The following is a 23,310-nucleotide window of genomic DNA, read 5'->3' as shown; positions in this document are numbered from 1 at the left end:
AGAGTTCACTTCCGTCTAAAATCCTCCAAATCACGCCGATTTCATAGGGAATTTCCTCGTTTATCTATATACAAAAAAGGTTCCGAAAGGAACCTTCTGTTCAATTATTCTACACTAAACAAGTATGGGTAGACTGGTTGGCCACCTTGGTGGATTTCCACTTCTACATCTTCATACTTCTCAGCAAGGGCTTGGGCTAATTCGTTTGCCAACTCCTCACTGCCATCTTCACCGACATAGATGGTCACAATTTCACTATCTTCGTCCAACATATGGGCGAATGTTTCTTCCAAGGTTTCCATCATATCTGGATTTGAAACGACGATCTTACCATCGACCATTCCAAGATTGTCATTTTCATGGATTTCAAGGCCGTCGATAGTGGTATCGCGAACCGCTGTCGTCACACTACCAGACACAACATCAGCTAACGAAGCGCTCATGCGTTCATAGTTTTCTTCGATGGACTTGCTTTCATCAAAGGCAAGAAGGCTGGTCAATCCTTGAGGGATGGTCTTCGTCTCTACGACTGCTGCTGGTTGCTCAATGACTTCTGCTGCAGATTGAGCGGCCATCAAGATATTTTTATTGTTTGGCAAGATAATGATGTTGCGCGCATTCAACTCTTCAACAGCTTTGACAAAGTCTTCTGTTGATGGGTTCATGGTTTGACCACCAGAGATGATGTAATCCACTCCTTGCGCTTTGAAGATATCCGCTAATCCGTCACCCGCAACGACTGCAATGATGGCATATTCTTTTGCTTCAGCTGGTTTCGCTTGGCGCTCTTCTTTTTCAACTTGTGCTTCGTGCTGGTTGCGCATGTTGTCGACTTTTACCTTGACCAAGCTACCATATTTCAATCCTTCTTGCATGACAAGACCTGGATCTTCAGTATGGACGTGGACTTTGACGATTTCATCATCGTTGACGACTAATAGAGAATCTCCAAGATTGTTCAAATAGTTACGGAATTCGTCGTAGTCAAAGTCTTTGACATAGGTTGGACCTTGCTTCAAAGCCACCATAATCTCTGTACAGTAACCAAAGGTGATGTCTTCCGTTGCGACATGACCAGCAACTGACTTGTGGTGTTCTGCATTGATCATTTCTGACATGGTTGCAGGTGTTGCTTGGAAATCTTCAGAAGCGATGAATTCACCTGTCAAGGCTGACAAGAATCCTTCATAGATGAAGACCAAACCTTGACCACCAGAGTCTACCACACCAACTTCTTTTAAGACTGGTAACATATCTGGAGTCTTAGCAAGAGCTGTTTTAGCACCTTCAAGAGCTGCACGCATGACTTCTACCGCATCATTAGTCGATTCTGCTTTTTTCTTGGCACCGATGGCAGCCCCACGAGAAACCGTCAAAATGGTTCCTTCAACAGGTTTCATAACGGCTTTATAAGCGACTTCTACACCAGACTGGAAGGCTGCTGCAAGCGCTGCTCCATCCAATTCTTCCTTGTCTTTGACACTTTGAGAAAAACCGCGGAACAATTGAGAAGTGATCACTCCTGAATTCCCACGCGCACCCATCAAGAGACCTTTGGCAAAGATCCCTGCTGCTTCTCCAACAGTCGAAGCAGAGCGGTCCGATACTTCTTTGGCCCCATTTTCAATGGTCATTCCCATATTGGTTCCTGTGTCCCCATCTGGTACAGGAAAGACGTTCAAAGAGTTTACATATTCCGCTTGTTTATTTAAGCGCGTAGCCCCCGCTTGAACCATTTCTTGAAATAAACTTGTAGTAATATTAGCCACGATTATTCTCCCACAATCTTGATATTTTGAATATAGACATTCACAGTATCCGTAGTGATTCCAAGTTGATTTTCCAAACTAAATTTCACACGTTCTTGAATATTTTTTGAGACTTCGCTAATTTTTGTTCCATAGCTCAAAACAGTGTAAACATCAACTGCGATAGTTCCTGCTTCCGTTGTTTTGACAACAACACCTTTAGAGAAGTTTTCTTTCCCTAGGAGGGCTTGGAAATTATCTTTGATCGCATTTTTGCTGGCCATTCCAACCACACCGAAGATCTCAGTAGCAGCACCGCCTACAACAGTTGCGATAACCTCATCAGTCAATTCAATTTGACCGTCCTTTGTATTGATTTTTACTGTCATAATTTCTACCTCAAAAGTATTTTATATTCTATTTTACCATAAAAGAGGTCAACTGTAAAAGGGTAGGGACTATTCTTCTCCCGCTGTAACAGCTGTCTCTAGAGAAAAAGAAAAGAACCTCAAGGAGGTTCTTATTTCTTTATTAAACGCGTTCTACTTTACCAGATTTCAATGCACGAGCTGAAGCCCAAACTTTTTTAGGTTTACCATCGATAAGGACAGTTACTTTTTGAAGGTTTGGTTTTACGGCACGTTTTGTTTGGTTCATAGCGTGTGAACGGTTGTTACCTGATACAGTCTTACGACCTGTGAAATAACATACTTTAGCCATTTCTGTGTTTCCTCCTATTAGATCTAATATAACGGATGTGCTAGCACCACATACCGTACTATATTACCAAAAAAAATCTCTCTTGGCAAGCTTTTGGCCAAAGTTTTTCAATTTCTGACTTAAGAAAACGAATTCGCTCCTACATAAATAATTTCTAGATTTCCCAAGGAAACATCACCCGTAATATAGAAATCCTTGCTAGTGAGAGCACTTGGATTTTCCTGGTGTTGGATAGCTGACAAAGAACTTTCTACATTGACATGAACCCGCCAGTCGCTTGGAACATAGAGACTGAGACTCCCTAGGGAAACGTCGACCGCAAACTGAGCAGATGGGCCTTCGATGCGGCAATTGTCAAAATAAACCGATGCTTCGCCCATACTCACATCTGCACTTCCGTGAGTAAAGTGTTGGTCATTGAGATACTTGGTTACTGTAGAAAAAGTGACATCAATATTGTTGCCATCCGCCTTACTCATCGAGCCAGTAAAAGAAGATCCAAAACGTGCCTTTGCTTTCTTAGAGGGGCTGAATAAAATATTGAGCCCAATCACGGCTAAAATCGAAGAAAGGATAACCACCGAATTGGACACCGGAAGAAAATGGTATTGCCCATTGAGACAAAAGAGGGCTAAAAGTCCATAGATGAAGCCCCAACCAAAATGGCGTTTCAAGAAACTAGATAGGGACAGGACTGCAAGCAAGGTGACCCAAGCTAAGGTCCAGATGCTGATATCCCATTTTACAAAATAGCCTTGTAAAAGCACCAAGGCTGCTAGAAGAATCAAGAATATACCGATTAATTTTTTTCTCATGATATTACCTCATTTCATTTAGTCGTTCTTTTAAGAGTTGATAGTAGCGTCTGGACACGTGCACCTGCTTATGAGTCTGGTAGAAGCTGACAGTGCTAGTCCCTGAAAAAGACTTTTCCAACGAGTAGATCTGCTTTGCGTTGACAATGGTGGATTTGGAAATCCGGCAAAAGGCGATGGGAAGCAACTCCTCCAACTCATAGAGCTTCTGCTTGACCTCATAGGCCTCATCCTTGGTGTGTCCAAAAATCTTCTCCCCATCCGTCTCAAAAAAGAGGATGGATGCTACATCTAGAAAATACTCGCTTCGATCCTTGTAGAAGGCTAATGGAGCGACTTTTTGTTCTAGAATTCTCTCTTGTAGCTGGGTCAACTCCGGGGTCAAGCGAGGAGCTCGAATCAAGATCTCTGGCTCGTCCATTGATGGATCCAATTCGATTCTAACTTTCATAAAACTCCTTTCCCAACGTTTTGATAGTACCATTATAACAGCTGTTGAAAACAAAACAAGAGCTTTTCAGTAAGTGGCACGTTTTGCCCATCAAGAGGTAGTTTTTGAGAAGTAAAGAGGCTAGGACAAAAGTCCTAGCCTCTCAATTGTCTTTGGATTGTCGAGCAAGACGCAGTGGTTGAGTGGGCTCTACTACGCTGATTTCATCAGCTTTTATAGCCCTACTCAACTGTGCGGAGGTGGGACGACGAAATCGAATTCTAACGAATTACCGATTTCTGTCCCACTCTCTTTCTTTATTTGTTGCTATTCTTATCCGGTAAAAGAAAACTAAGACCCACGCAAGCGAGGACACCCGCTGTAATCACTAAGCCATTTGAAACCGGCAAGAGATCGTAGATCGCGTTTGCAATCATTAAACCAATAACTGCGCAGATTAAACTAGATTTATAATCTTTCTTCAAAACATTCTCTACTGTAAAAAATGCAAACAAAGCAATTGGGACTAATGGCCAAAGATTGGCATCAATTTGTGGATAACCCACTTGACTGAAAAAGATGACAGCAACTGCTGCTAAGATAAAGCTAATACCGATTAATTTTTTCATGATGTTACCTCTTCATTTTTTTGATAGGACGACTTGCTTCCTTTGATAGCCCTACTATAACAAACAAAGAAAAAAGAGACAAGACCTTTTGTCTAAGCGGTCGATTTGAGGAACTATCCGGTAAAACAGAGTATAATAACTCTTTCTCCAAAGGGAAACTCAAAATTCGGGTGCCTAAAATACTTTAGCTATTCCTATTTAGTTAAGAAATTTCAATTCAAATTTCTAATAAGGCCTCTTCTATTTAAGTATTCACTTCATTCATACCATGTTTAATGACTCTCCTTTTTTCCATTTTGTCAACAGTATATCGAATAGCCATGATCAAGCGTTAGGACATCCATGGCCTTAAATTTAACTCTATTACAGCTTCGTGGATACTTCAGATTCACCTATTTTACTTTATATAGAATAAGAATAATTGTTAGAGACTAAGACTTTCGATCATACCCCGCTCTATCATCCTAGGTCATCAATTGAAAGACTTTGATTCGATTTATTATTTTTTTAAACTTGAATAAACCAAAAACAAGCCCGTTACAAGGGCTTCTCTGGTATGATTTTGATATTAAATGAAGGAAAGTCTTAAACACTTAGTTTGAAAAGTATGGTTTTCAAACTAAAAACAGTTAAATACCATGTGTTTTTAAAACTTTATCTGCTTTTTATTTCATAAAATGTGAATAAATACATATGAAATAGGAAAGTGGTATTGATCTGTAAAAATCAAATAGTCCTTTTGTAAACCTTAAAAATAATAGCCTTATTATGATTTATTATTCTTTATCTGGTTTAATACAACCTATTATAAATATTTAAACTTTAAAAATATATTCTAGCCACTCTTAACATCAAAAAGAGAAAGGACAAACCTTATCCTTTCTCAATGTTACCATTTCGTCAATGAATAGAGCAAAAAATTGGAAGTAGATCTTCTTCAACCTTATAGCCATTAATGGCTAACTATAGCTGGAAGATATCAGCTTTTTCGTAATGTTTCTACTTATTGATTTCTAACTCTTTTAATTGAGATTGAATACTATCAATATCAACACCAGCTTGAACCAAAGCTGCGGCTGTATATGCTCCTTCCACAATTGGAACTTGATTTATTATCACTGCTTTATTTGAAAAATCAGCAACCATCTCAAGATTCATCTTTGCAGATCCTAAATCAAAGAAAGCTAATATTGTATCAGCCTTATTCTTTTCTAGTGCTGATTGAACTCTATCAAAACTTGTCCCAATTCCTCCATCTTCGGTACCACCCACATAAGTAATTGATACATCCTTTGCGACTTCTGAAATCAAATCAACTACACCTTGAGCTATATTTTTTGAATGAGATACTATCAAAATACCAATGGATGACATATTACTCCTCCACTTCTAGATAGGCTTCAAATAATAAGCCTGATGAATATGATCCTGGATCGATATGATCAATCGAACGCTCACCTACGTAGGAAGCACGGCCTTTCGTTGCTTTTAAAGGTGCTGTCGCCTGAACATATGATTGAATCTTTTCAATTGTCAATTGACCTTTTTCAGCATCATTTAATACAGGAGTCCAAACATCCACCATTGTTTTTTCGCCAACTTCAGCCTTTCCACGTTTTTGAATCATTTCAAGACCTGCTTTAACGGCATCAGCAAATGTTCCTCCCTCTTGTTCAGCTTTTGCAATTCCCATGAATGCCGAACCATAGAGAGGTCCTGAAGCTCCTCCGACTTTACTTAAAAGTTGCATGGAGACTACTTTAAATACATCACCTGCGGAACTAAATTCTTTGTCTTTTAGTTCATTAACAACGGCATCCATACCACGAGCCATATTTCCACCATGGTCACCATCACCTATTGGTGTATCCAACTCAGAAAGATATACTTGTTTTTCTTGAACTTTTTCATTGAATCTATTCATCCAATTTATTGCTGTTTCAGCTCTCATTATTTTCTCCTTCTTACCATGCAATAGTTGTAACAGGTGAATTCAGGGCATCCAACCATTCTTCCTCCTCTAAACGGATCAATGTTAAAGAAATACCTGCCATATCAATCGATGTCATAAGATCTCCGATTTTTTTATAGATAACCTTAATTCCATTTTCTTTAAGTAATGAGTTTACATCATTTGCAAATACATATTGTTCCATGAGTGGTGTCGAACCCATACCATTTACCAAAATACCAAAGTTACCACTCTTTTCATCATATGATTCGATTAATTTATTTACTAATTCCTCAGCCAATACTTTAGAAGGTCCCATTTTTTCACGACGATAACCAGGTTCACCATGAATACCAATACCAAATTCAATCTCCTCATCTGATAATTCAAATCCAGGCTTTCCAACTTCTGGAACGGTTGCTCCACTCAATGCTAAACCGACAGTATGAATATTTGGAACAAGTTTATCTGCAATTTCTTTTATTTCCTTAAGAGATTTTCCATTTCGAGCGTAGAATCCTAATATTTTATGCACAAAAATAGTTCCTGCCACTCCACGCTTACCTTGTGTATACAAAGAATCTTCTACTGCAATATCATCATCTACAACAACACTTGAAACTTCAATTCCTTCCATTTCAGCCATATCTTGAGCCATTTCAAAATTCATGATATCTCCTGAATAGTTTTTAATAACCATGAATACACCAGCTCCCTCATCAGCTTCTTTAATCGCTTCTAATACTTGGTCTGGCGTAGGAGAAGTGAATACAGCTCCACATACAGCAGCTGACAACATTCCATCACCTACAAAACCTGCATGAGATGGTTCATGACCACTACCACCGCCAGAAATAATAGCAACTTTGCCAGATTTATCTGCTGTCCGTTGAATGATACTAAAACCTTCAACACGTTTAACTAAATCTGAGTGAACGTAAGCTAAACCATCTAACATTTCGTTCACAACATTTTTGGGATCATTAATTATTTTTTTCATGAGCTATACTCCTTTTTCTTTTTTACACCTACATTATAACGAGGAGGTGACATCTTGAGAATGGACAATTTTTTGAGAATGTCCTCCTTTCTCTACTAATGTGGTATACTTAAAATAATAGATTAGAAGGTAGTTCCATGCATACATCACTTATTACCAAAAAACGGATTGCTAAAACCTTTGCGCTGTTACTTGAAAAAAAAGAATTTGACAAAATTTCCGTAAGTAATATTATGGAATTATCTGGTATCAGAAGACAAACATTTTATAATTATTTTTTAGACAAATTTGATCTAATTGAATGGATTTTAAAAACTGATCTACAGGAACAGGTGACGGATAATCTTGAATACATTTCAGGGCTTCAACTTGTAAAAGAGCTCTTCTATTTTTTTGATTACAATAAAAACTTATACAAACAAATCTTTAACATCAGTGGACAAAATGATATACAAAATTTTTTCTTAGATTATTGCCGACAAGTTGTTGAAAAAATTATAAAAGAATACGGACTTGAGACAGCACCTGAGTTAAAAACGGAATCTGTAATTCTCTATCACAGTCATGCACTTGCAGAAACTTTTAAAGATATAATTTTCAATAGTACAGATATTACAGAATTAGATGCAAGAACATATGTCATTCTAATCTCGCAGCAAAATACAAGAAAATAAGGATTGATAATGGCACAAATATTTAACCATATAAAGGATACTGTACAGCAAAGCATTGATGCATTAGTAAAAATCTATCCTAATTTAAAACAACTAGAAAAAACAACTGCCCTCTACGATCAAAACCAATCTAGCAACCTCGTTCCTATAATTTCTGGCGGTGGTAGTGGTCATGAGCCAGCCCATTTCGGATTTATTGGCCAAGGAATGCTTTCTGGAGCTATCTGCGGGCCTATTTTCATCCCCCCTAAAGCAGAAGATATTTTTAAGCTCATTCGTTTTCTAGATAAAGGGAATGGTGTCTTCATTATTATAAAAAATTTTGAAGCTGACTTAAAAGAATTTTCAAAAGCCATACAAATGGCAAAAAATGAAAATATCAAGGTTGCATACATTATTTCACACGATGATGTTTCTGTAGATAAAAATGGATTTACACCAAGACATAGAGGCGTCGCAGGAACTATCTTTCTTCACAAATTATTAGGTTATTTATCTCAAAAGGGAGCAACTATTGAAGAGATTGAAAAATCAGCTCTCTCTATTTCAGCAAATATTGCCACATTAGGAGTCGCAACCTCCTCAGTTTTGAATCCTATAACCAAAAAAAATATGTTTCAATTAGATGACGATCAAATCTCATATGGTATCGGCATTCATGGCGAAAGCGGATATAAAACTGAAAATATTCATTCATCTGAGCTACTCGCTAATGAACTAATTAATAAACTACACATCCACTTCAAATGTAAAAAAGGTGACAGGTTTGCACTCCTCATTAATAACCTGGGAGCTACATCAAAATTAGAAGAACTAGTATTTACGAATGACATTCTTCAATTATTAGATTTAGAAGGCGTAAAAGTTAAATTTGTAAAAACTGGTCACTACATGACTTGCTTAAATATGGGAGGACTATCTGTAACTCTGATGCCAATTAAAGAAGATTGGTGGTTAGAAGCTTTAGAAGCACCTACTCTAGCTCCTTCATGGTAAATAGTAAACATAATAGACTCTTTGCAACCATTGACGAGTTAAATAAACATTCTAACCTAAAGAAAACTAATTAGCTATTCTCCTTTTCAATATTAAAATCAATAAAAACTGCTCTAGAATATCGATAAAGCCATTCCCATATGATCTAAGGATACGATCATACATTACAAGGGAAAATAAAAGATGAATTTGATAACATTCGACAACTTTTATAATTTTAACTACAAAAATCAAAAAAGCCCAATTACAAGGGCTTTTTCTGATATCATTTGATGCCGATTGCAGGGATCGAACCTGTGACCTACGCGTTACGAGTGCGTTGCTCTACCAACTGAGCTAAATCGGCGATTACCCTTATAGTATAGCACTATGATAGCGGATGTCAAGCACTTTTAGTTGATCTTTTTAATCAAAATCTGACAAGGATTTTTAAGATCCCATAGTTGCGGAAAAATCTCTAATTTTTTAAAACCAAGACTGCGATAAAAGACATTTGTTCGGTCATAATCTTTATTTGAACCTTCTGCGACTGTTTTGACCTGTAGGTAGTCCACTTGTTTGACTGCTTCTCTTTCTATAGTCGTAATTAATTCCCTTCCAATTCCTTGACCTTGGAATGATTTTTTCACGCCTAGACAGTCAATTTCAGCACATTCTTCACTCGAATACGATAAACTTATAAACCCTACTACATCACTTTCTTGATAAGCAGCCCAAACTCGTAAATCCTTAGCTCCTTCGATGTAGGCTTGCGTGCTTTCTGGTATTCCAAACCATTCTGGCAAATCCTTTAAAATCTCAGCGACAACTGCCATTTTTTGATCTTCACTCTTGACTTCTTCAATAACAAACATTACAAAATCTTTTCTTGGTTTTAGTCTTACTTTAGCTCTTACGAACCAGCACTTTCGTAGGCATCTAACCCCCTGTCCCAAAGTTTTAAAGAGATACAAAAGAAGATAAGAGAAATCAGAATCAAACCACCAATATTCCAGAGTCCATCCTTGTCCTGCAAGAAATAGCTGGCAGGATAGTAGGCCGTAAAGGCGAAAGGCACAATAAAGCTAATTAACCAACGAAGGAGCGAATTATAAATGGAAATCGGGTACTTGGCAAAATCATTGAACATATAGAAAATGTAAATCATGGCACCTGACTGCTTGGTCCAAAAAGCGATGCTGGATGTCGCGATTTTTAAAGAAGTGTAAATCAAGGTCGCAAAAGGAATACAAACTAGGAAAAGCAGGAATTTTGGAAGAGTCCAAGAGATGCTAGTTACTGTTGTTCCTAATAGAATACCACCGACCAAGAGTTCACCCAAGGCATCAATCTGAAAGGTCTCAACGAGGATGTGAAAGAGAGGATTGATAGGACGAGTCAGATACTTGTCAAACTCCCCTTTTCGAACTAGTCGTTGACCTAAAGCCCAGAGATTGTCAAAAAAGAGATGATCTAATCCCTTTGGAATTAAGGAAAATCCATAGATAAAGGCAATCTCTTGAAAGGTCCAACCTTCTAGCGAGGGGATGTGTTGAAAGATGACATTGAGAAACAAGAGGTTTAGGCCTTGAGTCAGAAAGACTCCCAACACGCCTACCACAAAATCCACCTTGTATTCCATGATTTGCTTGATGTATTGTCTGATAAAAATCAGATGCATGCGTTGATATTTTTTCATCCTAACCTCCCTGAATGGTGATAAATGACTGGACTCGTTTCCAAATCAACTGAGACAAGCCCACCATCACTATAAGCCAGAAAAACTGAAGCAAAAGTGCTTGAAGAATCTGACTGGCATCGTATTTCCCAATAATGATCATAACCGGAGTGTAAATTAAGGATGAAAATGGCAATAAGGAGAGAATATCTGAAACCACCTTTGGAAAAAACGTCAAGGGAATCAAACTGCCAGACATAAAGGCCACTATTGAAGTCTTGAGTAGATTGGAACCCCATAAATTTTTAAATACAAAGGCTGAAAATCCGAAGCAGATATTAAAGAAAAAGTTAATCAGATAAGCCAGAGTTAAGCTAAAGAGATAAAGGACAGTTAATCCCAACACTTCTACAATACCTTGCCCAGATAAGATGTTCATCAAAACAATGACACTTAAAAATGGCAGTCCAACAGAGATAAAAATCAACCACTTGGAGCCAAGTTCGGTGAAAAGGTAAGAGGCCGCAAAATGCACTGGTCTCAGCAAGCGCATGATAATGGAGCCATCCTTGACCTCATCCCCTATCATAAAGGAGCTATCAGACCTGGTCAAAAGATTGGTCACAAAACTCATGATGATGTAGAGAGTGATATCTGCCATACTGAAGCCCTGAATCAAAGGCTCCTGGGAGGAGTCAAAGACAGCCTTCCAGAGATAGAAAGCGACAAAAGCCCCCATGACATCACCAATCCGATAGAGAATAAAGTTAACTCGATAGCTAATCAACTCCTGAATCCCTGCATTGATAAAGGGTTTATAACGTCTCCACAATTTGACCATCTTAGAGCTCCTTTCGATAGAAGCGACGGATAATATCTTCAATATCCGTATCTACCATCTTCAAATCACGGACTTCAAAATCAGATAAGGTTTGCTTGATAATATCAGCTGACTGGTAGCGGGAACTATTGAATTCAATAGTCAGGTTATTTCCTTGTCTATCAATGGACATATCAGGCAAGCCCTCATAATGGGAGACGAGATGACTTTGACCTGGCGTCAGATCGAAGGAGAGAGTCTTCATCTTGCCAAAGGTTTCCTTGAGCTGGCTAACCGTCCCATCAAAAATCTCTTGCCCCTTATCAATCATAAAAATCCGATCACAGAGTTGCTCAATATCACTCAAATCATGAGTAGTCAAGAGAATCGTTGTCTCTTCCTCCTGATTAATCTGGGTGATAGCCCGGCGAATGTTGTCCTTGACCGACACATCCAAACCAATAGTCGGTTCATCTAAAAAGAGAACTTTGGGATTGTGAAGCAAGGAAGCCGCAATATCCGCCCGCATCCGTTGACCTAGTGAAAGAGTCCGCACAGGATCCTTGATAAATTCCTTCAAATCCAAAACTTCATTCAAAAAATCCATGCGCTTATGGAAAAGCGAGTCCGGTACATCATAGATCTCTTTCAAAACCGTGTAGGTCTCTTGCAGAGCTAAATCCCACCATAGCTGGGTGCGTTGTCCGAAAACGACTCCAATATCCTTGACATAATCTTGGCGATTATCCTGGGGAATCTTGCCGTTAATCCGACAAAAGCCAGATGTGGGCTTCAAAATTCCTGTCAGCATTTTGATGGTGGTTGACTTCCCAGCACCATTTGCCCCGATAAATCCTAAAATCTGCCCTTTTGGAACTTCAAAAGTTAAATCCTTGACCGCTTCAAAGGTCTGCTTTTCAGGATGAATAAAGGAGCGCAAGGCTCCCTTTAACCCCGGCTCCTTAACTGTCTTCACAAAATTTTTCCGAAGATGTTGCACTTCTATCATTGCCATATCTATCTCCCTATCGTAAGAAGCAACATTGTATTTTTGACTACAAATATTCTAAATCCTTACTTTCTACACTTTCTCAATATTATTACAGAAGGCTTTATACCAACCTATTATAATCTAATAAAAATAGGAATGCAAGCGTTTGCTTATTGATTATGAAATTAGAGATTTCTCTCTTAAAATGAAACTTTTAATCAAAAATTCTGTTAAATAGTTTCCTTAAGACACAAAAAAACCTGCCCTTAGGGGCAGGCTTCTACTTTGTTTTGTTCAGCTAAATTAAGCTTTGCCTTCTGAACCGAATACGTCGATACGTTCTTCAACAGCTACTGTAATTGCATCGAAACCTGGTTTCAAGAATTTACGTGGGTCGAAGAGTTTCTTCTTGTCGTATTCTGCTTCGTTTGCATCGTATTCACGTACGAATTGACGAGTAGCATTTGCAAATGCGATTTGGCATTCAGTGTTCACGTTAACTTTCGCAACACCAAGTTTGATCGCTGCTTGGATTTGATCATCAGGGATACCTGATCCACCGTGCAATACGATTGGGAATCCTGGTACAGCTTCAGTCAATTTCTTCAAGTGATCAAGGTCAAGACCTTTCCAGTTTGCTGGGTAAGGACCGTGGATGTTACCGATACCTGCAGCCAAGAAGTCGATTCCTGTAGCAACCATTGCTTTAGCATCGTCGATTGGTGCCAATTCACCATCACCGATGATACCGTCTTCTTCACCACCGATAGTACCAACTTCAGCTTCTACTGAGATACCTTTAGCGTGAGCTTTTTCTACCACTTCTTTTGCCAATTTAAGGTTTTCTTCAACCGGAAGGTGTGAACCGTCAAACATGATTGAAGTGTAACCAGCTTCGATACATTCAAGAGCATCGTCGTAGTGACCATGGTCAAGGTGAATAGCAACTGGTACAGTGATACCCATTGATTCTACAAGGTTAGCGATCATGTTGCGAGCAACTTTGTAACCACCCATGTATTTAGCAGCACCCATAGAAGTTTGGATAAGTACTGGAGCTTTCTTAGCTTCTGCTGCACGCAAGATAGCTTGAGTCCACTCAAGGTTGTTTGTGTTAAATCCACCAACTGCATAACCATTGTCACGAGCTGCTTGGACAAATTTTTCTGCTGAAACGATTGCCATTTGGATAGGCCTCCTATAAATTTTTGTGGGGTTGATTCCACTTACATTGTTTATTTTATCACTTTTTCATTGAAAATGCTAGCTTTTCCTGTAGCTTTAAGCACTTTCTTATGATAAATGAGGAGGAATGCTTACTTTCCCAAGACTTCTACAGCCCATAGAAACGCAAAAGAAGGGAGCCCAAGCTCCCTCTTTTTAATCCTCTGCTTTAAAATTTTTTAATGAAACTAAAAATGCAATCCCGGAAATCACTAGGAATCCTCCTGCGACCCATTGAGAATAGAAGAAATAAGTTAATTCATGAACTTTCCCAAAGATGTTTCCAAATAGCCACATCAAAGGGCTTTCAAGATACGGAAAGCTCCAAGACAAAATAAGGAGATTCGCAAGTAAAAGAATGAGACCCGCTACCAGAAAAAGATTGGGAATCCACTTATGAATCCTCTTTTCATCTTTTAGGAGCCACCTAGAAGCGATGGCTAGAATACAGACAAAGAAGTTCCAGCTAATTAAAGCCATCAAGGCACTTCCGAAATCTTCATGAGCAGCAAGCCTCATGGCCAAAATCATGACTGGAGCAAAAAAATCAATGGCACTTCCTACGAGCGCTAGGAGCCCATTGATCAAAACCAGATAGTTCTTCTTCATATTCACACCTCATCTCACACCTATTCTATCATAAAGTTTTGAAAAACAAAAAAAGACAGCCGAAGCTGTCTTGATTATCCGATGCGGAGAGAGGGACTTGAACCCTCACGACCTAAAGCGGTCACAGGATCCTTAGTCCTGCGCGTCTGCCAATTCCGCCATCCCCGCGATTGAGTACTTTACTAGTATATCAATCATCCACATGTTTGTCAAGATTTTTTTCAAACTTTTTTCAATGTTTGTTATTTCTTCACAAAAGGGATCAGGTCACGAAACCTGACCCTTGATTCTTATTTGCTATCGTGATTTTCAACGGCCGCTGTGATAAAGGCTGTGTAAAGTCCTTCTGGGCGGTTTGGTCGACTTGACAATTCTGGGTGGTATTGGCAAGCGACAAAGAATTTGTTGTCTGATATTTCAACAATTTCGACCAAACGGTTGTCTGGTGAAACGCCTGAGAAGACAAAACCTGCTTCTTCGAACTGCTCTCGGAAGGCATTGTTAAACTCATAGCGGTGACGATGGCGGCGTTGCACTACTTCTTGATGGTCATAGGCTGCTGCTGCTTTCGATCCTCGCTTGAGCTTCGATGGGTAGAGTCCTAAACGAAGGGTTCCTCCCATGTCTTCCACATTGATTTGGTCCCGCATGATATCGATAATCGGGTACTTGGTTTCTGGATCCAATTCAGATGAATTAGCCCCCTCCAAGCCTAAGACATGACGGGCAAACTCGATACAGGTCAACTGCATACCCAGGCAGACACCCAACATTGGGACGTTCTGTTCACGCGCATACTTGATGGCTTGAATTTTTCCTTCTGTTCCCCGTTGGCCAAAACCACCTGGGACGATGATTCCATCCGCATCTCCAAGAAGTTCTGCCACATTCTCAGCAGTCACATCATTGGCATTGACCCAATTAATCTTGACTTCAGCATCATTGGCATATCCAGAGTGTTTCAAAGCCTCTACGACTGAGATATAGGCATCTTGCAATTCTACGTATTTCCCTACCAAGGAAATCTTGACCTGCTTCTTGAGGTTCATGACCTTATCGACCATCGCAGACCATTCTGTCATATCTGCTGCAGGAACATCCAATTTCAAATGATCACAAACGATTTGGTCCATATTTTGTGCTTGCAAGTTCAATGGGATTTGGTACAAGTGTTCCACATCAAGTGATTCGATGACAGCTTCTGGTGCGACATCACAGAATTGAGCCAATTTGTTCTTAATTCCTTGACCAGCTGGTTTTTCTGTACGGATGACCAACATATTGGGTTGAATCCCAAGACCACGCAATTCTTTCACAGAGTGTTGGGTAGGCTTAGTTTTCATTTCTCCCGCAGCCTTTAAGTAAGGAAGAAGAGTCGTGTGGATGTACATGACATTTTCAGCACCGACATCTGCCTTCATTTGACGAAGAGCTTCAAGGAAGGGAAGGGACTCAATGTCTCCAACTGTTCCCCCGACTTCTGTGATGATGACATCTGAATCCGTCGTCGTCGCTGCTCGTTTGATCTTTTCTTTCAAAGCATCTGTGATATGAGGAATGACCTGTACAGTTGCTCCCAAGTATTCTCCACGTCGTTCTTTTCGAAGGACTTCACTATAAATTTTCCCTGTTGTCACATTTGAGTATTTATTCAGATTGATATCGATGAAGCGTTCATAGTGGCCAAGGTCCAAGTCTGTCTCTGCCCCATCGTCTGTGACAAAGACTTCCCCGTGTTGATAAGGACTCATGGTGCCTGGGTCGATATTGATATACGGGTCAAATTTTTGAATGGTCACTTTCAATCCACGATTCTTAAGCAGGCGACCGAGACTCGCTGCTACAATCCCTTTTCCGATGGATGATACGACACCACCAGTGACAAAAATATATTTTGTTGACATATGCTTTCCTCTTCTTCTAATATGGTAGAGGCCATCCCCTTTTCGGAAAAACAAAAATAGCCCCCTAATCATTAGGGAGCTCCGACCTCACAATGAGGTGCCCGAACAATATCTTACCGCAAATGCTCTTCTTTGTCAAACTGAAACTTTCATGAAAATGATTTTCATATGCTTAAGAGGCTGGCTCCACGCCATTTTGTGTGATGAGAAATTTCTCAAATTGAAGATCAGGCATGCAGGAAACAAGATCCCTGTGGATTCGTTCCAGCGCTTCCAAGCGCATCTCTACTGAGGTCTCTTGGTTTCCTTGGATGACAAAGAGGGCGTTTTTGGTTGTCTCCTCAAATTTGTAAAGGTCGCTATCACGCACATCTAACCAAGCTAGAACCCCTTTTTGATCTCTGTAGACGGGATCTGTCGGTGCCACATGCTTTTCGCTAGAAAGGATGGGGAAGAAGAGATCTTCTCTTTGACTGATTGTAAATTCAATCGGACCTTCAATCTTATCCAGATCGTGTCCTCCAATAGCGAGATAAGATCTCAGACATTCAACATTATAAATGTCAATGATACTATTGATCTGAGGAAGAGTACCACGATGCTGGATGTTTCGGATAAGGGCAAGAATCGTTGGCGGATTTTTCTTGGTACTGCGCCCTACCTTTTGCAACAAATCTGTATAGCCTGTAACAACCGCTGAGTCTGAGACTTCTTCCAGCTGACACTGGAGCGCCCATTCTTCCATTGCTTGCTTTTTTTCCAGAAAAGCGACAGGTAAAACAGCTTGAGGATCCACATGTTTAGCTATGCCGACCACAACCGTGTCAATGCCGACATCTACTAAACTGTCATCTAAACGAAAGTCCATTTGGAACACCTCCTATTTGGGAATACTTACACGTTCATCATACTCTATTTTACCACCTTTTTCAATGAAAACAAAAAGAAACAAGGAACAATTTCCCTGTTTCATAATGATTATTCTTCCTCGTCTTCAGAATCCTCTTCTTCGTCGTCTTCTTCGCTCAATTCAACTTCTTCACCCAAATCATCTGGTACGATTTCATTGATTTCAGCATCGTAAGCTTCGACTTCACTCTTTTCATCATCTGGATTTTCTTCATCGTATGAAAGAGCCGGATCTGCTTCGTAAACTTCTTCGTCTTCTGGATCATCATCGTTGTAATCGATCGCATCGTCATCTCCATCCATGAAGGCGTTAACCCGTTTTTTCTTGCGTTTCTTAGGAGTTTCATCTTCATCCGTTTCTTCAAGAGCGATGATTTCTTCGTCGACTTCATCGATCGCATACCAAGAACGAAGACCCCATTTGTTATCCCCAAGTGGGATAAAGCTTCCATCCACATTCAATTCAGTGTAGAACAATGGAAGAGCTTCACGGATCTCGCTATTTGATTTTTCAAGGTAATTTTGAATTTCATTTACAAGATCGCTAAAGTACATTTCATGGTCACGTCCGCGCAATTCCAAAATCGCACGCGCCACTTCAATCATAGAAAGTTCACTTTTTTCTTGTCCAGCAAATACTTCTAATTCCAAGGGTAAATCTCCTTATGTTTCATTTCCTAAATGGAGAAGGATCCGGTCTCAAACCTCATCCCATCCTAAATGATAGATTGAAAACTTCTAGTAGCCAAATCTATCACAAATTTTATCGTTACACTCTATTGTACGATAAATTTCCCCTTTCGTCAAAGGAAAATTCCAGGATTCTCCATGAAATCAGAAAAAGAAGAGTCTCACGACTCTTCTTTTTATTCTAAATTATTTTACTTTTGCTGTGCTTGTGATTACGTTCACGGCTTTCTTCACTGTGATGTCATGTTTCAACATTTCTGGTGAAAGAAGGTTGCGAACTTGTTCAACTGGCATGTTGTAATCTGCTGCCAATTGTTCGATTTCAGCATTGATTTCTTCTTCAGTTGCTTCGAAGCCTTCTGCTTTGGCTACTGCTTCAACCACGAGGTTTGTCTTCGTGCGGCTTTCAGCTTCTGCTTCATATTGTTTGTGAAGATCATCTTGAGTTGTTCCAGTGATTTGGAAGTACATTTCAGGTGAGATTCCTTGACGTTGCATATTTCCAAGGAATTCGTTGATTGAACGGTGTACTTCTTCGTGGATCATTTCTTCTGGAAGTTCAACGATTTCAGCATTTTCAACGGCAAGATCGATCGCTGCTGCTTCTACTGCATCGTTGTATGCTTCTTCTTTAGCTTCTGCCAATTCTTTACGGTATTTTTCTTTTAATTCAGCAAGAGTTTCAACTTCTTCATCGATATCTTTTGCCAATTCATCGTCAAGAGCTGGTACTTCTTTTGCTTTTACTTCGTGGATTGTTGTCACGAATTTTGCTTCTTTACCTGCAAGGTCAGCCGCTTGGTAGTCTTCTGGGAAGGTTACGATCACGTCAACTGTTTCACCAGCAGAGTGTCCAACCAATTGGTCTTCGAAACCTGGGATGAATTGACCTGAACCAAGTCCAAGTGAGAAGTTCTCACCTTTACCACCGTCAAATTCAACACCATCGATAGAACCTACGAAGTCGATCACAACTGTGTCGCCTTCTGCAGCAGCACCTTCTTTAACAACCAATTCAGCCAAGTTGTTGCGTTCGCGTTCGATACGAGCATCCACATCAGCATCTGTTACTTCTTTAGAAACTTCTACTGATACTTCAAGGTCTTTGTAAGCACCTAATTTTACTTCAGGTTTTGTCACAACAGTGGCTGTCAAAGTCCAGTCTTGGCCTTTTTCCATAGAAACAACATCAAAAGTTGGTTGTGCTACAACTTCGATTCCAGCTTCTTTAACAGCTGCTTCGTATGCTGCTGGAAGAAGATCGTTCAAAGCATCTTGGTAAAGAGCTTCTTCACCAAAACGTTGGTTGAAGATTGGACGTGGAATATGACCTTTACGGAATCCAGGTACGTTCAAAGTTTTCTTAACTGATTCAAACACACGGTCCAAAGCAGCTTTGATTTGCTCTTGGCTGATGGTGAAAGTCAACACACCGTGGTTAGTTTCTTTGTTTTCAAATGATACAGACATTCTGTCTCTCCTTAAAATAATATAGTCATTCCTTATAATTTTACCACAAAACTTTGAAAAAGCAAGTTTTAAAACGTGTTTGCCTCTCTTTTCATCCAAAAAAACTAGCCCCTAAAAGCTAGTTTAAATTAGGATTTCCGAATAGGATCGTCTTGGTATAGAGCACGAGAGCCACCGATCAATTTTGGCCGACTGGCCAGGGCTGTGACATGGGCTTCCCCTAGTTCACGCAAGACAGGACGAATCGGAACTTGCACATGTTTGACATGCATCCCAACCGAGGTATCTCCGATGTCTAGTCCCGCTTGGGCTGTGATAAACTCCACTTCAACAGGATCCTTAAAATACTTAAAAGCAGCGAGTTGTCCAGCTCCTCCCGCATGGAGACTTGGAAGGACATTGACGATTTCTAGATCCTTCTTGTCTGCTAATTCCCGCTCGACCACTAGGGCCCGATTGAGATGCTCGCAGCCTTGTACAGCTAGATAAATTCCTTTAGCATTTAACTCATCCAGCAAGGTTTTGACAATGGCCTCCGCAATGTCAATATTGGAAGCTTTTCCAATTTGCCCTCCTGCAACTTCACTTGAAGACAAGCCTAGGACTAGAATCTGCCCTTGACGGAGTCGACTCTTAGTTAGTACATCGGCTAGGATTTCTTTTACATCTTTCTTCAGTTGCTCCAGATCCATGAGTTAGCTCCCTTTCTTTTGGAAGGCATAATAGACCACATAGCCTAAAGCCATTCCGACAAAATTCTGAGCCAGATTGTTAGGAATATCTGCACTCGCTGCTCCCCAGCCATTTCCTAAAAAGAGAGCAGAAGCTACCGCATAACCACCTACCATGACGACCGTCGCAAGGAGCAAACCTAGGTAACGGGCTTTCCCCTTAAAACCAGCGAAATAGCCTTGGCCTCCGTGAAAGAGGAGACTAAAGAACATCCACTGAGGATAACCTGAAATGAGGTCGAGTAAAAAGGCCCCGACACCACCAACAATAGCGCCTTCCTTACGTCCAAAATAAAAGGCGGTGAAGTATACACCCAGATCTAGCAGGGTGACGATCCCTGTCGGAGTTGGGAGTTTAGTATAGTAGCCAAGCACAACCGTCAAGGCACATAAAATAGAGAGGCGGGCAATGAGTTGAGTTCGATTAGATGTCATATTGTACTACTCCATACTGGTCTGATTTTTGAATGGCATGAAAGACAAAGTCTTTAGAGGTTTTAACAGCTTCAAGAGGAGTTTTCCCTTGAACCAATTGGCTGGAAATGCTGGAAGCAAAAGTACAACCCGCTCCTGTATTATTCTTTTCTAGGACTGGCTCTTCAAAGATTGTAAAATCTTGTCCGTCATAAAAGACATCGATGGCCTTTTCTTTATTGAGACGATTGCCTCCTTTGACCACGACATTCGCTGCTCCCAATTCATGGAGCTTACGAGCGGCAGCCTTCATATCATCGAGCGATTGAATCTTGCTTTGGGTCAAGATCTCAGCCTCTGGTAAGTTTGGTGTGATGATGGTCACATAAGGGAAGAACTTGATCAATTCGTCTCGAAGGGCTGACACTTCTACATCATGGGTTTCCTTGCAGACCAAGACAGGATCCAGCACCACAGGGATACCTGCATGGGCTTTGACATAGTCCAGGGCTAAATCTGCCACTTGGACATTTGGCAAGAGGCCGAGTTTAATAGCAGAAAAAGGAACATCCTTGAGAGAGCTGAGCTGCTGAGCAAAGGTCGTCGGATCCACTGGAATGACTTCAAATCCGTGCTCAGTCATGGCTGTCAAACAAGTCACCGCCACAAAACCATGCTGTTTGTTAGTCGTATAGGTAGCAAGGTCTGCGTGAAGACCTCCTCCACTAAAAATATCATTTCCTGAAATTGCGAGAATTAATTCATTACTCATAGCGTATCTCCTTTAAATATAAGCCATTTGGCGCTGCTGTAGGACCTGCTAGATTGCGGTCCTTTTTTTCTAAAATTAGATCGATCTGCTCGATTGGCATCCGATCATTTCCAATCTTCAACAAAGTTCCCACCATATTGCGGATTTGCTTGTAGAGAAAGCCATTGCCCGAAAAGGTGAAGAGAAGGCGATGATGTTCTGCATCCTCGACCAAGCGAGCTTCTGTGATCGTACGCACCTTATCTTCCACACTGGTACCCGAAGCTGTGAAACCGGTGAAATCATGGGTTCCCTCCAACTTTTGGATGGCTGCTTGCATCTTGGCCACATCCAAGGGGTAGGGATAGTGGGTGGCATAGTGGCGCATCATGGGGTTCTTGGGACGACCATAATCCACGATGAATTCATAGGTTTTGCTGTGCTTCTTGTAGCGTGAGTGAAAGTCATCTGCTACTTGCTCCACCCGGATAAAATCAATATCCTCTGGGGTCTGGGTATCCAGAGCAAAGCGGAGCTTCTCCTCATCCCGCGCTTGAGGGAGATCAAAATGAATGACCTGCCCAAGGGCATGGACACCTGCATCCGTCCGGCCTGCTCCATGGATGGTCACAGGATTTCCCTGATTGAGACGCATCAAGGTCTTCTCGATTTCTTCTTGCACACTACGGGCATGCGGTTGTCGTTGAAAACCCGCAAATAGAGTCCCATCATAAGAAATAGTTGCTTTGTATCGTGTCATGGTTTTATTTTAGCAGGATATAGAAGGGGATACAAGAGAGAAAATGGCGTTCTGTCCGGGTACAGTTTTTTTAAAGAAAGAAGGTTCTTGAAGGCCATACAAAAATAAAACGAGCTCCTTACTCAAAAGGAAACTCGTATATTCTTATAAGTCATCTAAAGCATCTTTGACCTTATCAAAAAAGCCTTTTTTCTTTGGATTGACCTTCAAATCACTTGCTTCCGCAAAGGCTTGAAGGGCTTGTTTTTGCTTGTCATTTAAGCCAGTTGGGGTGACAACATTGACAGACACATATTGGTCTCCCATGGCACCACCACGTAAGCTCGGAGCCCCTTTTCCGCGAAGGCGGAATTTCTTACCGGTTTGGGTCCCTTCAGGAATCACTAAATCAACATCGCCATGAACCGTAGGAACATGAACTGTATCACCGAGTGCTGCCTGGACAATGTTCAAATCCAGCTTGTAGTAGATGGTCGAGCCATCCCGTTCGAAGCGATCGCTCGGCTCAACATTGACAACAACATACAAGTCTCCGTATGGTCCGCCGTTAAAGCCGGCTTCCCCTTGACCTGCCAAGCGGATTTGTTGACCTGTTTCAACTCCGGCAGGAATCTTGACATTCACGCTGTGGGCTTGTTTTTCATGACCTGTTCCACGACAAGTGCTACATGGATCTTTAATTTCTTGACCACGACCATGGCAGACATCACAGGTTACTTGACGACGCATCATTCCAAGAGGGGTTTGGGTATCGACATTGATGACCCCAGAACCATGACAGCGTCCACAGGTTACCGGACTAGTCCCTGGCTTAGCACCTGAACCATGACAGGTATGGCAGCTTGCTTCACGATGGTACTTAACTTCTTTTTCAGCACCAAAAATCGCTTCTTCAAACTTGAGATTAACACGGTATTGGAGGTCGTCTCCTTGACGAGGGGCATTGGGATTACGGCTTGCACCGCCACCAAAGAAGCTGGAGAAGATATCTTCAAAACCACCAAAGCCACCACCGTTAAAGCCACCAAAGCCACCTGCTCCACCACCAAAGCCACCATTGGCACCCGCAGCACCATATTGGTCATAGGCCGCCCGATTTTGTTCGTCGCTTAACGTCTCATAAGCTTCTTGAACTTCCTTGTACTTTTCCTCAGCACCAGGCTCCTTGTTGATATCTGGGTGATATTTTTTAGATAATTTCCGATAGGCTTTCTTGATCTCATCTTGAGATGCATTCTTTGAAACGCCCAAACGGTCATAAAATTCAGTATTGTTCATTTAAGATACCAAGACCGTAAAATTCGACTGAAAAATAGGAAATCTGACGCAGGAGCGATGCTCCTAGACAGATTTATCTTTTTTCCGAGAATTTAGGTCGGGTTCAGTTCCTTTCTTTCATATTGAGTAAGAAACTTCA

26 protein-coding genes and 2 tRNA genes are annotated in these 23,310 nt (G+C 40.7%); 2 read left to right on the top strand and 26 right to left on the bottom strand.

Going from position 1 to position 23,310, the window contains the following annotated elements; genetic code table 11:
• Positions 1 to 104: 104 nt before the first annotated feature.
• The 9 genes from HMPREF9186_RS08290 to dhaK form a co-directional block, all read right to left on the bottom strand.
• On the bottom strand, positions 105 to 1,769 hold the full coding sequence (locus tag HMPREF9186_RS08290) for a DAK2 domain-containing protein (protein ID WP_009732244.1): 1,665 nt from the start codon (positions 1,767 to 1,769) through the stop codon (positions 105 to 107).
• Positions 1,770 to 1,771: 2 nt separating this feature from the next.
• Positions 1,772 to 2,137, bottom strand: a complete 366-nt coding sequence (locus HMPREF9186_RS08285) for an Asp23/Gls24 family envelope stress response protein (RefSeq protein ID WP_003004393.1) — start codon at positions 2,135 to 2,137, stop codon at positions 1,772 to 1,774.
• A 142-nt stretch (positions 2,138 to 2,279) separates the two neighbouring features.
• Entirely contained in the window at positions 2,280 to 2,468 is a 189-nt protein-coding gene (gene rpmB, locus HMPREF9186_RS08280; RefSeq protein ID WP_001140948.1) for a 50S ribosomal protein L28, read from the bottom strand.
• 119 nt (positions 2,469 to 2,587) lie between these two features.
• Positions 2,588 to 3,283 carry a LiaF transmembrane domain-containing protein gene (locus HMPREF9186_RS08275; protein WP_009732243.1) on the bottom strand — a complete coding sequence of 232 codons (696 nt, stop codon included), beginning with the start codon at positions 3,281 to 3,283 and terminating at the stop codon, positions 2,588 to 2,590.
• A 4-nt stretch (positions 3,284 to 3,287) separates the two neighbouring features.
• Positions 3,288 to 3,734 carry a LytTR family DNA-binding domain-containing protein gene (locus tag HMPREF9186_RS08270; protein ID WP_009732242.1) on the bottom strand — a complete coding sequence of 149 codons (447 nt, stop codon included), beginning with the start codon at positions 3,732 to 3,734 and terminating at the stop codon, positions 3,288 to 3,290.
• A 296-nt stretch (positions 3,735 to 4,030) separates the two neighbouring features.
• Positions 4,031 to 4,342 (bottom strand): LiaF transmembrane domain-containing protein, encoded by a 312-nt coding sequence (locus HMPREF9186_RS08265; RefSeq protein ID WP_009732241.1) that lies wholly within the window; start codon positions 4,340 to 4,342, stop codon positions 4,031 to 4,033.
• Between the two features lie 999 nt (positions 4,343 to 5,341).
• Positions 5,342 to 5,716, bottom strand: a complete 375-nt coding sequence (dhaM, locus tag HMPREF9186_RS08260) for a dihydroxyacetone kinase phosphoryl donor subunit DhaM (protein WP_009732240.1) — start codon at positions 5,714 to 5,716, stop codon at positions 5,342 to 5,344.
• A gap of 1 nt (position 5,717) precedes the next feature.
• Positions 5,718 to 6,293, bottom strand: coding sequence for a dihydroxyacetone kinase subunit DhaL (gene dhaL / locus HMPREF9186_RS08255; protein ID WP_009732239.1), 576 nt, complete (start codon positions 6,291 to 6,293; stop codon positions 5,718 to 5,720).
• Positions 6,294 to 6,306: 13 nt separating this feature from the next.
• The gene (dhaK, locus tag HMPREF9186_RS08250) at positions 6,307 to 7,293 is read right to left on the bottom strand and encodes a dihydroxyacetone kinase subunit DhaK (RefSeq protein WP_009732238.1); all 987 of its coding nucleotides are present in this window, start codon (positions 7,291 to 7,293) and stop codon (positions 6,307 to 6,309) included.
• 137 nt (positions 7,294 to 7,430) lie between these two features.
• Between dhaK and dhaS the strand changes: the two genes are divergently transcribed.
• Together dhaS and dhaQ are read left to right on the top strand one after the other, a co-directional pair.
• Positions 7,431 to 7,967 (top strand): dihydroxyacetone kinase transcriptional activator DhaS, encoded by a 537-nt coding sequence (dhaS, locus tag HMPREF9186_RS08245; protein ID WP_009732237.1) that lies wholly within the window; start codon positions 7,431 to 7,433, stop codon positions 7,965 to 7,967.
• Between the two features lie 9 nt (positions 7,968 to 7,976).
• Complete coding sequence (gene dhaQ, locus HMPREF9186_RS08240) at positions 7,977 to 8,963, top strand: DhaKLM operon coactivator DhaQ (RefSeq protein ID WP_009732236.1); 987 nt, start codon at positions 7,977 to 7,979, stop codon at positions 8,961 to 8,963.
• 273 nt (positions 8,964 to 9,236) lie between these two features.
• Here the strand turns inward: dhaQ and HMPREF9186_RS08235 are convergent.
• From HMPREF9186_RS08235 to dnaJ, 17 genes are all read right to left on the bottom strand, one after another.
• Positions 9,237 to 9,309, bottom strand: a tRNA-Thr gene (locus tag HMPREF9186_RS08235).
• A 46-nt stretch (positions 9,310 to 9,355) separates the two neighbouring features.
• Complete coding sequence (locus tag HMPREF9186_RS08230; RefSeq protein ID WP_009732235.1) at positions 9,356 to 9,817, bottom strand: GNAT family N-acetyltransferase; 462 nt, start codon at positions 9,815 to 9,817, stop codon at positions 9,356 to 9,358.
• Between the two features lie 38 nt (positions 9,818 to 9,855).
• Complete coding sequence (locus HMPREF9186_RS08225) at positions 9,856 to 10,641, bottom strand: ABC transporter permease (protein WP_009732234.1); 786 nt, start codon at positions 10,639 to 10,641, stop codon at positions 9,856 to 9,858.
• A 1-nt stretch (position 10,642) separates the two neighbouring features.
• Positions 10,643 to 11,461, bottom strand: coding sequence for an ABC transporter permease (locus tag HMPREF9186_RS08220; RefSeq protein WP_009732233.1), 819 nt, complete (start codon positions 11,459 to 11,461; stop codon positions 10,643 to 10,645).
• 1 nt (position 11,462) lies between these two features.
• Entirely contained in the window at positions 11,463 to 12,455 is a 993-nt protein-coding gene (locus HMPREF9186_RS08215) for an ABC transporter ATP-binding protein (RefSeq protein ID WP_009732232.1), read from the bottom strand.
• 279 nt (positions 12,456 to 12,734) lie between these two features.
• Complete coding sequence (locus HMPREF9186_RS08210) at positions 12,735 to 13,616, bottom strand: class II fructose-bisphosphate aldolase (RefSeq protein WP_009732231.1); 882 nt, start codon at positions 13,614 to 13,616, stop codon at positions 12,735 to 12,737.
• Between the two features lie 195 nt (positions 13,617 to 13,811).
• Positions 13,812 to 14,264: a hypothetical protein gene (locus HMPREF9186_RS08205; protein WP_009732230.1), complete on the bottom strand. Its 453-nt coding sequence runs from the start codon at positions 14,262 to 14,264 to the stop codon at positions 13,812 to 13,814.
• Positions 14,265 to 14,346: 82 nt separating this feature from the next.
• Positions 14,347 to 14,432 (bottom strand) — tRNA-Leu (locus tag HMPREF9186_RS08200).
• Positions 14,433 to 14,554: 122 nt separating this feature from the next.
• Positions 14,555 to 16,168 (bottom strand): CTP synthase, encoded by a 1,614-nt coding sequence (locus HMPREF9186_RS08195; RefSeq protein WP_009732229.1) that lies wholly within the window; start codon positions 16,166 to 16,168, stop codon positions 14,555 to 14,557.
• Between the two features lie 172 nt (positions 16,169 to 16,340).
• Positions 16,341 to 17,036, bottom strand: coding sequence for a B3/B4 domain-containing protein (locus tag HMPREF9186_RS08190; RefSeq protein WP_009732228.1), 696 nt, complete (start codon positions 17,034 to 17,036; stop codon positions 16,341 to 16,343).
• A gap of 110 nt (positions 17,037 to 17,146) precedes the next feature.
• On the bottom strand, positions 17,147 to 17,728 hold the full coding sequence (gene rpoE / locus HMPREF9186_RS08185; protein ID WP_009732227.1) for a DNA-directed RNA polymerase subunit delta: 582 nt from the start codon (positions 17,726 to 17,728) through the stop codon (positions 17,147 to 17,149).
• Positions 17,729 to 17,953: 225 nt separating this feature from the next.
• On the bottom strand, positions 17,954 to 19,237 hold the full coding sequence (gene tig, locus HMPREF9186_RS08180; protein WP_009732226.1) for a trigger factor: 1,284 nt from the start codon (positions 19,235 to 19,237) through the stop codon (positions 17,954 to 17,956).
• 128 nt (positions 19,238 to 19,365) lie between these two features.
• A complete protein-coding gene (locus tag HMPREF9186_RS08175; RefSeq protein WP_009732225.1) occupies positions 19,366 to 19,929 on the bottom strand; it encodes a TIGR01440 family protein in 564 nt (187 codons plus the stop codon).
• Positions 19,930 to 19,932: 3 nt separating this feature from the next.
• Complete coding sequence (locus tag HMPREF9186_RS08170) at positions 19,933 to 20,403, bottom strand: ECF transporter S component (protein WP_009732224.1); 471 nt, start codon at positions 20,401 to 20,403, stop codon at positions 19,933 to 19,935.
• Complete coding sequence (locus HMPREF9186_RS08165) at positions 20,393 to 21,154, bottom strand: bifunctional hydroxymethylpyrimidine kinase/phosphomethylpyrimidine kinase (RefSeq protein ID WP_009732223.1); 762 nt, start codon at positions 21,152 to 21,154, stop codon at positions 20,393 to 20,395. Before HMPREF9186_RS08165 ends, HMPREF9186_RS08170 begins: the two co-directional genes overlap by 11 nt.
• Positions 21,147 to 21,893, bottom strand: a complete 747-nt coding sequence (truA, locus tag HMPREF9186_RS08160) for a tRNA pseudouridine(38-40) synthase TruA (RefSeq protein ID WP_009732222.1) — start codon at positions 21,891 to 21,893, stop codon at positions 21,147 to 21,149. Before truA ends, HMPREF9186_RS08165 begins: the two co-directional genes overlap by 8 nt.
• A 144-nt stretch (positions 21,894 to 22,037) precedes the next feature.
• Positions 22,038 to 23,171, bottom strand: a complete 1,134-nt coding sequence (gene dnaJ, locus HMPREF9186_RS08155; protein ID WP_009732221.1) for a molecular chaperone DnaJ — start codon at positions 23,169 to 23,171, stop codon at positions 22,038 to 22,040.
• Between the last annotated feature and the right edge of the window lie 139 nt (positions 23,172 to 23,310).

This window comes from Streptococcus sp. F0442, assembly GCF_000314795.2.
GTDB lineage: Bacteria > Bacillota > Bacilli > Lactobacillales > Streptococcaceae > Streptococcus.
The sequence above is the reverse complement of the archived record's forward strand: the minus strand, read 5'-3'. Positions and strand labels throughout refer to the sequence as shown.